The sequence below is a fragment of the Paraburkholderia sp. HD33-4 genome, assembly GCF_021390635.1.
Taxonomy (GTDB): Bacteria; Pseudomonadota; Gammaproteobacteria; order Burkholderiales; family Burkholderiaceae; genus Paraburkholderia.
Genome location: NZ_JAJEJS010000002.1, coordinates 3,152,764 through 3,164,299 on the forward strand (window position 1 = coordinate 3,152,764; position 11,536 = coordinate 3,164,299).

The 11,536-nt window shown below is 61.7% G+C and carries 12 protein-coding genes; 1 reads left to right on the forward strand and 11 read right to left on the reverse strand.

The window, feature by feature from the left end; translation table 11 throughout:
• Nucleotides 1–230: 230 nt before the first annotated feature.
• From leuB to L0U84_RS34180, 11 genes are all read right to left on the reverse strand, one after another.
• Nucleotides 231–1,301, reverse strand: a complete 1,071-nt coding sequence (gene leuB / locus L0U84_RS34130; RefSeq protein WP_233856449.1) for a 3-isopropylmalate dehydrogenase — start codon at nt 1,299–1,301, stop codon at nt 231–233.
• A gap of 89 nt (nt 1,302–1,390) precedes the next feature.
• Nucleotides 1,391–2,044 (reverse strand): 3-isopropylmalate dehydratase small subunit, encoded by a 654-nt coding sequence (gene leuD, locus L0U84_RS34135; RefSeq protein ID WP_018424120.1) that lies wholly within the window; start codon nt 2,042–2,044, stop codon nt 1,391–1,393.
• An 85-nt stretch (nt 2,045–2,129) separates the two neighbouring features.
• Entirely contained in the window at nt 2,130–2,288 is a 159-nt protein-coding gene (locus L0U84_RS34140) for an entericidin A/B family lipoprotein (protein ID WP_008924055.1), read from the reverse strand.
• A gap of 5 nt (nt 2,289–2,293) precedes the next feature.
• A complete protein-coding gene (leuC, locus tag L0U84_RS34145) occupies nt 2,294–3,703 on the reverse strand; it encodes a 3-isopropylmalate dehydratase large subunit (protein ID WP_233856450.1) in 1,410 nt (469 codons plus the stop codon).
• A gap of 319 nt (nt 3,704–4,022) precedes the next feature.
• The gene (gene gltA / locus L0U84_RS34150; RefSeq protein WP_233856452.1) at nt 4,023–5,324 is read right to left on the reverse strand and encodes a citrate synthase; all 1,302 of its coding nucleotides are present in this window, start codon (nt 5,322–5,324) and stop codon (nt 4,023–4,025) included.
• 72 nt (nt 5,325–5,396) lie between these two features.
• Nucleotides 5,397–5,669 (reverse strand): FAD assembly factor SdhE, encoded by a 273-nt coding sequence (locus tag L0U84_RS34155; RefSeq protein ID WP_018424116.1) that lies wholly within the window; start codon nt 5,667–5,669, stop codon nt 5,397–5,399.
• A gap of 84 nt (nt 5,670–5,753) precedes the next feature.
• The gene (locus L0U84_RS34160; RefSeq protein ID WP_129961767.1) at nt 5,754–6,458 is read right to left on the reverse strand and encodes a succinate dehydrogenase iron-sulfur subunit; all 705 of its coding nucleotides are present in this window, start codon (nt 6,456–6,458) and stop codon (nt 5,754–5,756) included.
• Between the two features lie 26 nt (nt 6,459–6,484).
• Nucleotides 6,485–8,260: a succinate dehydrogenase flavoprotein subunit gene (gene sdhA / locus L0U84_RS34165; protein ID WP_233856454.1), complete on the reverse strand. Its 1,776-nt coding sequence runs from the start codon at nt 8,258–8,260 to the stop codon at nt 6,485–6,487.
• A 4-nt stretch (nt 8,261–8,264) separates the two neighbouring features.
• Entirely contained in the window at nt 8,265–8,633 is a 369-nt protein-coding gene (sdhD, locus tag L0U84_RS34170; RefSeq protein ID WP_129961769.1) for a succinate dehydrogenase, hydrophobic membrane anchor protein, read from the reverse strand.
• Between the two features lie 3 nt (nt 8,634–8,636).
• On the reverse strand, nt 8,637–9,053 hold the full coding sequence (gene sdhC / locus L0U84_RS34175) for a succinate dehydrogenase, cytochrome b556 subunit (RefSeq protein WP_233856456.1): 417 nt from the start codon (nt 9,051–9,053) through the stop codon (nt 8,637–8,639).
• A gap of 157 nt (nt 9,054–9,210) precedes the next feature.
• Nucleotides 9,211–10,011, reverse strand: a complete 801-nt coding sequence (locus L0U84_RS34180) for a GntR family transcriptional regulator (protein WP_129961771.1) — start codon at nt 10,009–10,011, stop codon at nt 9,211–9,213.
• Nucleotides 10,012–10,551: 540 nt separating this feature from the next.
• Here L0U84_RS34180 and L0U84_RS34185 point away from each other — a divergent pair.
• Nucleotides 10,552–11,535, forward strand: a complete 984-nt coding sequence (locus L0U84_RS34185; RefSeq protein ID WP_008923191.1) for a malate dehydrogenase — start codon at nt 10,552–10,554, stop codon at nt 11,533–11,535.
• Nucleotide 11,536 lies beyond the last annotated feature (1 nt).

Genomic DNA, 11,536 nt, shown 5'->3' on the forward strand with positions numbered 1-11,536 from the left:
AATGGCGAACTCGATCGCACGGGCCGTTGTGCCGTGCAATTTGGAAATCGAGGAGATTTGGGAGATCTGAGCCATCACAGCAATATACACGAAAACGGAAAACTGGCGGCGTTCTTCGCCGTATGACGCGCGAATCGGCCTGTTTCAGGGCCGATCCGCATTTTAAAGGCCAATATTTGATGACCTGACTACCGCGCGCGCGCTCTGCAAGCGCACGCGTCACACGCGTTTTACAGCAGCGCGGCCACCACGGCATCGCCCATCGCGGCGGTGCCGACCTGCTTGCAACCCGGCGTGAGAATGTCGCCGGTGCGATAGCCCTGTTCGAGCACCTTCTTCACCGCGGTTTCGATGCGATCGGCCTGCTCCGCCTTGTTCAGCGAATAGCGCAGCATCATTGCGGCGGAGAGGATCGTGGCGAGCGGATTCGCAACGCCCTTGCCGGCGATATCCGGCGCGGAACCGTGCGACGGCTCATACAAGCCCTTGTTGTTCTTGTCGAGCGATGCCGACGGCAGCATGCCGATCGAGCCGGTCAGCATGGCCGCCTCGTCGGACAGGATGTCGCCGAACATGTTGCCGGTCACGATCACGTCGAACGACTTCGGTGCCTTCACGAGCTGCATCGCGGCATTGTCGACGTACATGTGCGACAGCTCGACGTCCGCATATTCCTTCGACACGTCGATCATCACGTCCTTCCAGAACTGCGACGTTTCGAGCACGTTGGCTTTATCGACCGAGGTCAGCTTCTTGCCGCGCTTTTGTGCTGCCTGGAACGCGACGTGCGCGATGCGGCGCACTTCGGGTTCCGAATAGCGCATCGTGTCGAAGCCTTCCTTCGCGCCGGCGAACAAGCCGTCGGGCGACGAGCGCACGCCGCGCGGCGCGCCGAAGTAGATGTCGCCGTTCAGTTCGCGCACGATCAGGATGTCGAGACCCGAAACGATCTCTTCCTTCAGCGACGACGCACCCGTGAGTTGCGGATAGCAGATCGCCGGACGGAAGTTCGCGAACAGCTCCAGGTGCTTGCGCAGACCGAGAATCGCCTGCTCGGGGCGCAACGCGCGTTCGAGCTTGTCGTATTTCCAGTCGCCGACCGCGCCGAACAGGATCGCGTCGGCTTCCTTCGCGAGCGCAAGCGTCGAATCGGGCAGCGGGTGGCCCTTCGCTTCGTAGCCCGCGCCACCGACCGGCGCTTCTTCGAGTTCGAACTTCTCGCCAAGCACGTTCAGGACCTTGACGGCCTCCTTGACGATTTCGGGGCCGATGCCATCGCCCGGCAACACTGCGATCTTCATGCGAATTCCTTGATGATTTGTTCAGGTCTTTCTGGCGCAAACCGACACGGGCGCACGGACCTCAGGCCCCTACGCCCTCACGGGTTCGCTTAACGGACGAGGCGATTGTTCAGCCACGGTTGCTTCGCGAGACGCTCCGCCTCGAACTGGCGGATCTTGTCCGCGTGACGCAGCGTGAGGCCGATGTCGTCGAAACCGTTCAGCAGGCAGTACTTGCGGAACGCCGCGACTTCGAACGGATATTCGGTGCCACCGTCGGCCGTGCGCACGACTTGCGCTTCGAGGTCGATCGTCAGCTCGAAGCCGTTGAACGCATACGTTTCGTTGAACAGATGATCGACCTGCTGTTCGGTCAGCACGATCGGCAGCACGCCGTTCTTGAAGCAGTTGTTGTAGAAGATATCGGCGAAGCTCGGCGCGATCAGCGCGCGAAAACCGTACTGCTGCAACGCCCAAGGCGCGTGTTCGCGCGAACTGCCGCAGCCGAAATTCTTGCGCGCGAGCAGCACCGAGGCGCCCTGGTAGCGCGGCTGGTTCAGCACGAAGTCCGGATTCAGCGGACGCTTCGAGTTGTCCTGACCCGGTTCGCCGTGGTCGAGGTAGCGCCATTCGTCGAACGCATTCGGACCGAAACCCGTACGCTTGATCGACTTCAGGAACTGCTTCGGGATGATCGCGTCCGTGTCGACGTTCTCGCGATCGAGCGGCGCCACGACGCCGGTGTGTACGATGAATTTATCCATGACGCTTGCGCCTGTTCAGGACCGGGCGATGCGACTGGCAGGCTGAAAACCCCCGTGGCGCATCGCCGGCAAAAATCAAAACCGCTTATTTCTCAGCGTGATTGCTGATCGAATTGCCGAGGTGCGACATGTCCTCGCCGAATCCGTGCACCGTGTTGCAGCCGGCCAGACCGAGCAGAAGCCCGGCGAGCGTGCCGAGTGCGAAGCGGCGCAATAGAGTGATGCGATTCATGTTCTTCATCATGCGATTTATCCAAGCTTGCGAATGTCGACGAAATGCCCTTCGATGGCTGCAGCCGCGGCCATTGCGGGGCTCACCAGGTGCGTGCGGCCACCGGCGCCCTGACGACCTTCGAAGTTCCGGTTCGACGTGGACGCGCAGCGCTCGCCCGGCTCGAGCCGGTCTGCGTTCATGGCGAGACACATCGAGCAGCCCGGCTCGCGCCATTCGAAACCCGCGTCGGTAAAGACCTTGTCGAGGCCTTCACGCTCCGCCTGCGCCTTCACGAGACCCGAGCCCGGCACGACCATCGCCAGACGGATGTTCGGCGCGACGCGGCGGCCGAGCTTCTTCACGACGTAAGCCGCGGCGCGAATGTCTTCGATGCGCGCGTTGGTGCACGACCCGATGAAGATTTTATCCGGCTTGATCGACTCGATCGGCGCGTTCGGCTCGAGCGCCATGTACTTGAGCGCGCGCTCCATCGCGTCGCGCTTGACCGGGTCCTTCTCGCGCTCCGGATCCGGCACGCGGCCGTCGACCGGCGTGACCATTTCCGGCGACGTGCCCCAGGTGACCTGCGGCACGATTTCGGCGGCATTCAACTCGACCACTCGATCGAAATGCGCGCCGTCGTCGGACTTGAACTGCTTCCAGTACTCGACCGCGTGATCCCATTCGACGCCCTGCGGCGAGAACGGACGGCCTTTCAGGTATTCGACCGTGATGTCGTCGACGGCGACCATGCCGGCGCGCGCGCCCGCTTCGATCGCCATGTTGCACACCGTCATGCGACCTTCCATCGTCAGCGAACGGATCGTCGAGCCGCCGAATTCGATCGCGTAGCCGGTGCCGCCGGCGGTGCCGATCTTGCCGATGATCGCGAGCACGATGTCCTTCGCCGTACAGCCGCGCGGCAGTTGGCCCTCGACCTTCACGAGCAGGTTCTTGCTCTTCTTCTGCAGCAGCGTTTGCGTGGCCAGCACGTGCTCGACTTCCGACGTGCCGATGCCGTGCGCGAGCGCGCCGAACGCGCCGTGGGTGGACGTGTGCGAGTCGCCGCAGACGATCGTCATACCCGGCAGCGTGGCGCCCTGCTCCGGTCCGATGATGTGGACGATGCCCTGACGCAGGTCGTTCATCTTGAACTGCGTGATGCCGAAGGCGTCGCAGTTGGCGTCGAGCGTGTCGACCTGCAGCTTCGAGACCGGATCGGCGATGCCGTGGCTGCGGTCCGTGGTCGGCACGTTGTGGTCGGACACGGCCAGGTTCGCGCTGATGCGCCACACCGGACGCTCGGCCATCTTCAAGCCTTCGAACGCCTGCGGGCTGGTCACTTCATGCAGCAGGTGACGGTCGATATAGAGAATCGTGGTGCCGTCGTCTTCCGTGTGGACCACGTGCGTGTTCCACAATTTGTCGTAGAGAGTCTGTGCCATGGTATGCGGGGGTAGTAATGACTGCGGGCTGACTGTGTCGATCGATTATGCCACGCAGAGCACCGCGATGGGCTGCTCGATCGTCGAAAAAACCGATAAAAAACATGGAGTTGGATGGTAGTGGCGATACCTGTATCGAGGTTACCCGGCAAACGCGAAGGCCAGCGACGCCGTTCCGGCGCATGCGCGACCCACAGCGGCTGCGGAAATAAAAACGCCCCAACGGTAGACCCGTTGAGGCGTTTCATTCACTCCGATTTCGCGCGTCGTCGCGGCACGAATGCCGCGACGACGCGCGCATATCGATGCCGATCAGCGATTAGCGCTGAGCGATCGGCTTCGCTTCACGCAGCGTCTCGCCGATGAACAGCTGACGCGGACGGCCAATCTTCTGCTCGGGATCGGCGATCATTTCGTTCCACTGCGCGATCCAGCCGACCGTACGCGCCATCGCGAAGATACACGTGAACATCGACGTCGGAATGCCCAGCGCGCGCTGCACGATGCCCGAGTAGAAGTCGACGTTCGGGTACAGCTTGCGCGACACGAAGTATTCGTCTTCGAGCGCGATCTTTTCCAGCGCCATTGCGAGCTTGAACAGCGGGTCGTCGTGCAGACCCAGTTCTTCGAGCACTTCGTGGCAGGTTTCGCGCATCAGCTTCGCGCGCGGATCGTAGTTCTTGTACACGCGGTGGCCAAAGCCCATCAGCTTCACGCCCGAGTTCTTGTCCTTCACCTGCTTGATGAACTCAGGAATGTTGTCGACCGAGCCGATTTCTTCCAGCATGTTCAGTGCGGCTTCGTTCGCACCACCGTGCGCCGGGCCCCACAGACACGCGATACCCGCTGCGATACACGCGAACGGATTCGCACCCGACGAACCGGCGAGACGCACGGTCGACGTCGACGCGTTCTGCTCGTGGTCCGCGTGCAGGATCAGGATACGGTCGAGCGCGCGCACCAGCACGTCGTTGACCTTGTACTCTTCGCACGGGTTCGAGAACATCATGCGCATGAAGTTCGCGCTGTACGACAGGTCGTTCTTCGGATAAACGAACGGCTGGCCGATGCTGTACTTGTACGCCATTGCGACGAGCGTGGGCAGCTTCGCGATCATGCGGATCGCCGACACTTCGCGGTGGTGCGGATTATTGATGTCGAGCGAGTCGTGATAGAACGCCGACAGCGCGCCGACCGCGGCGACCAGAATCGCCATCGGGTGTGCATCGCGACGGAAGCCGCGGAAGAAGAACTGCATCTGCTCGTGCACCATCGTGTGGTTCGTGACGGTGCTGACGAATTCGGTCTTTTGCTTCTGGTTCGGCAGCTCGCCGTTCAGCAGCAGGTAGCAGGTTTCGAGGAAGTCGGCGTTTTGCGCGAGGTTGTCGATCGCGTAGCCGCGGTAGAGCAGTTCGCCCTTGTCGCCGTCGATGTAGGTGATCGCCGAATTGCACGCCGCCGTTGACATGAAGCCCGGGTCGTACGTGAATTTGCCGGTCTGGCCGTACAGTTTGCGAATGTCGATTACATCCGGGCCAATCGTGCCCTTGTAAATCGGCATTTCGACGCTCGGCGAATTGTCGCTGAACGATAGCGTGGCTTTAACATCTGACGGGGTCATAGCACATCCTCAATCGAAGTATGGATACAGGGTTTCGATAATTGCACGCCTGGAACAACGGACTGGCGGCGCTCAAGCGTTGCGCAGCAACTCCAGAACCCGGACCACGTCCGGGTCGGCTAGATCGCCTTCTGGTTCCTTGCGCGCGAGCAGCAAGTCCATCAGGTCGTTATCGCTCAGCTCGAGCAGGCGCGTGAGTGCGCCCACGTCGGCATCGCTGAGGTCATGCTCATATCGGCTGAAAAAACGCTCGAAAATCAGGTCGTTTTCCAGCAGGCCCCGACGGGCGCGCCAGCGAAGACGCGCGCGGCGGAGAGGGTCGGACTGATGCGATGTTTCGGTCATGTCGGTACGCCCCGCGCCGCGCCCAGGCGCACGGACCGCCCTCTGGGGGGCGGCACACGCCAGGGAGCGCGGGGCTCATTGATACTAGACAGCTCGGCGAACCATCAATTCCTTGATCTTGCCGATTGCCTTGGTCGGGTTCAGGCCCTTCGGGCAAACGTCGACACAGTTCATGATCGTGTGGCAACGGAACAGACGGTACGGGTCTTCCAGGTTATCGAGGCGCTCGCCGGTTGCCTGGTCGCGGCTATCCGCGATGAAGCGGTAGGCCTGCAGCAGACCGGCCGGGCCGACGAACTTGTCCGGATTCCACCAGAAGCTCGGGCACGACGTCGAGCAGCTCGCGCACAGAATACATTCGTACAGGCCGTCGAGCTCGTCGCGTTCTTCCGGCGACTGCAGACGTTCCTTTTCCGGCGGCGGCGTATCGTTGATCAGGTACGGCTTGATCGAGTGATACTGGTTGAAGAACTGCGTGAAGTCGCAGATCAGGTCACGCACGACGGGCAGGCCCGGCAGCGGACGCAGCACGATCTTCTGCGGCAGGTCGTTCAGGTTCGTCAGGCACGCGAGGCCGTTCTTGCCGTTGATGTTCATTGCGTCCGAACCGCACACGCCTTCGCGGCACGAGCGACGGAACGACAGCGTTTCGTCGAGCGCCTTCAGCTTGACGAGCGCGTCGAGCAGCATGCGTTCGTGCGAGTCGATTTCGACTTCATACGTTTGCATGCGCGGTGCGGCGTCCTTGTCCGGATCGTAGCGGTAAATTTCAAATGTACGCTTGGCCATTTCTCTGAATTCCTTTGACTTGTGCCTTAGAAGGTACGCGCTTTCGGCGGAACCGATTCGACGGTCAGCGGCTTCATGTGAACCGGCTTGTAGTCGAGGCGATCGCCTTCGCTGAACCACAACGTATGGCGCAGCCAGTTTTCGTCGTCGCGATGTTCAAAGTCGTTTTGCGCGTGCGCACCACGGCTTTCCTTGCGCGCTTCGGCGGAGACCATCGTGGCGCGTGCCACTTCGATCAGGTTTGCCACTTCCAGCGCTTCGACACGGGCCGTGTTGAAGACCTTCGACTTGTCCTTCAGATGGATGTTGTCGACGCGTGCCGCCACTTCGCGGATGGCTTCGACGCCTTCGGCCAGCAGTGCGGACGTACGGAACACGCCAGCGTGCTTCTGCATCGTGCCGCGGATGTCGTTCGCGACCGACTGGGCGTACTCGCCCGACGACGAGTTATCGAGCTTCGCCAGACGCGACAGCGCGAAGTCGGCTGCATCTGCCGGCAACGGCTTGTGTTCCTTCAGTTCCTTCACGTGCTTGACGATGTGGTTGCCGGCGGCACGGCCGAACACCACGAGGTCGAGCAGCGAGTTCGTGCCGAGACGGTTCGCGCCGTGCACCGACACGCACGAGCATTCGCCCACGGCGTAGAAGCCGTTGACGACCTCTTCGTGGCCGCTCGGCGTACCGACGACCTGGCCGTTGATGTTCGTCGGAATACCGCCCATCTGGTAGTGGATGGTCGGCACGACCGGGATCGGCTCCTTGATGCAGTCGACGTTCGCGAACTTCATCGCGATCTCGCGGATCGACGGCAGACGCTTCATGATCGTCTCGGCGCCGATGTGCGACAGGTCGAGCAGCACGTGATCCTTGTTCGGACCCACGCCGCGGCCTTCCTTGATTTCCTGGTCCATCGAACGCGAAACGAAGTCGCGCGGCGCCAGATCCTTCAGCGTCGGCGCGTAGCGTTCCATGAAACGCTCGCCGTTCGAGTTACGCAGAATACCGCCTTCGCCGCGCACGCCTTCGGTGATCAGCACGCCCGCGCCGGCCACGCCGGTCGGGTGGAATTGCCAGAATTCCATGTCCTGCAGCGCGATGCCCGAACGGGCCGCCATGCCGAGGCCGTCACCGGTGTTGATGAACGCGTTGGTAGATGCCGCGAAGATCCGGCCCGCGCCGCCCGTGGCGAACAGCGTGGTCTTGCCTTCGAGGATGTAGACGTCGCCGGTTTCCATTTCCAGCGCGGTCACGCCGAGCACGTCGCCGTCGGCGTCGCGGATCAGGTCCAGCGCCATCCATTCGACGAAGAATTGCGTCCTGGCAGCAACGTTCTGCTGGTACAGCGTGTGCAGCAGCGCGTGACCGGTACGGTCAGCCGCCGCGCAGGCGCGTTGCACCGGCTTTTCGCCGTAGTTCGCGGTATGGCCGCCGAACGGGCGCTGATAGATCGTGCCGTCGGCGTTACGGTCGAACGGCATGCCCATGTGTTCGAGTTCGTAGACGGCGTTCGGTGCTTCACGGCACATGAACTCGATCGCGTCCTGGTCGCCGAGCCAGTCGGAGCCCTTGATCGTGTCGTAGAAGTGGTAGTGCCAGTTGTCTTCGCTCATGTTGCCGAGCGAAGCGCCGATGCCGCCCTGGGCCGCGACCGTGTGCGAACGCGTCGGAAACACTTTGGACAGCACGCAGACCGACAGACCGGCGCGCGCCAGTTGCAGCGACGCGCGCATCCCCGAGCCGCCCGCGCCGACGATGACCACGTCAAACTTGCGACGCGGCAGAGAATTCTTGATTGCAACCATGCTTTTATACTCTCCAGAGAATCTGCGCAGCGTAGCCCGCACATGCGAGCAGCCAGAGGATCGTCAGCGCCTGCAGGACGAGACGCGTGCCAACGGGCTTCACGTAATCCATCCAGATGTCACGGATACCAACCCATGCGTGGTAGAACAACGAGAGCAGCGTGACGAACGTGGCGAGCTTCATCCACTGCGTCGCGAAGATCGACGCCCAGCCGTCGTACGAGAAGTCACGCGCGAGGAAGAACCACGCGAGCAGAATCACCGTATAGACCGCCATCACGCAGGCGGTGACGCGTTGCGCGAGCCAGTCGCGCAGACCGTAATGCGCGCCGACGACGAGACGCTTCGAACCGATTCGGTTATTGGCTGACATTTTTTAGAATGCTCCGAACAGTTTTGCCGCGAATGCGATGGTGAGCAGCGACGATACGACGATCACGACGATGGAGGTCGACTTGCCCTTCTCTTTCGACACCGCATCATGATTCGTATCCATCACGAGGTGACGGATGCCGGCGCAGAAGTGGAACAGGAAAGCCCACGCGAGAACCAGCGTGATGAGCTTGACGATGATGTTGGAGAGGAAACCCTTGAAGACTTCGAAGCTCAGTTCGGAGGTCAGGCTCTGATCGAAGAGGAACAGCAGGAACGGAAGGAAGAGAAACAACAAGGCACCGCTCACGCGATGCAGAATCGACACGCGCCCCGCCAGCGGGAGACGGTATGCCGTCAAGATTTGCCCAATACCGATGTTCCGGAATTCCGGCCTCGGTTTTTTTACGGCTTCTACCATGCTAGACCCCTACTATGTAGTCACACTAATCCGCAATTTTAGCGCCTTTTTATATCGCGCTGCAGCGAAAACCACCGTGGGTCCTTTGCTGAGCGCGCAATGAAAGCGCCCTCCGATCGGCACGCGTGTGGGACGCCGTGCCTCGCTCCAACCTGATTCAGCTCAGATCGTTTTGATAGTAATACCCGGTTGTGACATACCAACCTCGCCGGACTTCGACCGGCCGGTCCCCATAGGTATAGGACACCCGCTCGACCGAGAGCAACGGAAAACCCGCTGGCACCTGCAGCAGGTCCGCCACGGAAGGCTCCGCCGCGACCGCGCGGATTTTTTCCGTCGCGCGAATCATGCGGGTGCCGAATTCCGCCTCGAACATTGCGTAGAGAGGACCCTTGTACTCCGACAGCCGTTCGAGCGTGAGCCCGCGGAACACGGCGCCGGGCAACCAGATCTCGTCGAGCACGGTGACTTCGCCGTCGAACTGCAGCAAACGCTTGATCAGCACGACCGGATCGGCCGGCTTCAGATCGAGCTGCCGGGCGATTTCCGCCGATGCGCGCAGGCGCCGGCATTCGAGCAGACGGCTCACGTGCGGATGCTCAGCGCCGTCGTCGGCGAGCAATCTCAGGAAGCGGAACTGCGCGCGTTCTTCGTTGTGCGTCGCAACGAAGGTGCCCTTGCCCTGGCGGCGCACCAGCAGGTTATCGGCGGCGAGTTCGTCGATCGCCTTGCGCACGGTGCCCTGGCTCACCTTGAAACGCGCGGCCAGTTCGACTTCACTAGGAATGATCTCACCCGGCTTCCATTCGCCGCTTTCGAGGCTCTGCGTAATCAAGCCCTTGATCTGCTGATACAAAGGGCTGAAAGTAGGCGACGCGGCGGGAGAAACAGCGGATACACCTTCGCCCGCGGCCCCCTGGCCATTCGGGTTCACAGGATTCGCCGGGTTCGAATTCATGCGCGCATTTCATCACAAAGGGCTGGGGGACGTCTAGGGTTTTCCCCTCGATAGATATGTCTTATATAAGACATAAGATACTGTTGACTTTGTCTGTTTCGACTCCTACACTCCTTGTCGAGCAAGGGTTTGCGGGTTTTTGCGGCGGCTGTCTGATGCAGTGCCGCAACGCTCCGGCAGCCACTCTGCACCATGCCGTCCCCTACGCAGTCCTGGTTTCGATTCGCCGCCATCCGTTGCATTCGCGCGCTGTATCCGTGTTGCACCCGCTGGCCAGACGCTTGCCGAAACGCGCTGTGCGCAGGAGCCCGCACCGTGCAGTTGCGGCCCCGGCCTGGCGTGAGCTTCGGGCCATCCCTTCCCGCTCGGCAGTACAGGTTTCCGGCACGGCGGTCTTGCCGCAGCGCGCCGCCCGGTCTCGGCACATTCCGAGTCCGCACGCGAACGGTGAATTCCGCCGTGTTTCATAACGCTTCGCTGAACGCGCATATAGAATGGCGTTTTCCCTAGCGTCTAACGCATCGTCCTGGAGATTTCTCAATGGCTAAGCCCGCAAAGCGCGTTGCCGTCACCGGCGCCGCAGGTCAAATCGCTTACTCCCTGCTGTTCCGCATCGCCAATGGCGACCTGCTCGGCAAGGACCAGCCGGTGATCCTGCAACTGCTCGATCTGCCGCAAGCGCAAGCCGCCGTCAAAGGCGTCGTGATGGAACTGGATGATTGCGCATTCCCGCTGCTGTCGGGCGTCGTGATCACGGACGACCCGAAGGTCGCGTTCAAGGACGCCGATGTCGCCCTGCTCGTCGGCGCGCGTCCGCGTTCGAAGGGCATGGAGCGTAAGGACCTGCTGTCGGCCAACGCCGAAATCTTCACGGTTCAGGGCAAGGCACTGAACGACGTCGCCAGCCGCGACGTGAAGGTGCTGGTGGTCGGCAACCCGGCCAACACGAACGCGTACATCGCCATGAAGTCGGCACCGGATCTGCCGAAGAAGAACTTCACCGCAATGCTGCGCCTCGACCACAACCGCGCGCTGTCGCAACTGGCCGCCAAGTCGGGCAAGCCGGTCGCGTCGATCGAAAAGCTCGCAGTGTGGGGCAACCACTCGCCGACCATGTACCCGGACTTCCGTGTCGCCACGGCTGAAGGCCAGGACCTGACCAAGCTGATCAACGACGAAGAATGGAACCGCAACACGTTCATCCCGACCGTCGGTAAGCGCGGCGCGGCGATCATCGAAGCGCGCGGCCTGTCGTCGGCGGCATCGGCGGCTAACGCTGCAATCGACCACGTGCGCGACTGGGTGCTCGGCACGAACGGCAAGTGGGTCACGATGGGCATTCCGTCGGACGGCTCGTATGGCATCCCCGAAGACATCATCTACGGCGTGCCCGTGACTTGCGAAAACGGCGAGTACAAGCGCGTCGAAGGTCTGGCAATCGACGCGTTCTCGCGCGAAAAGATGGACGGCACGCTGCAAGAACTGCTGGAAGAGCGCGACGGCGTTCAGCACCTGCTCGGCTAAG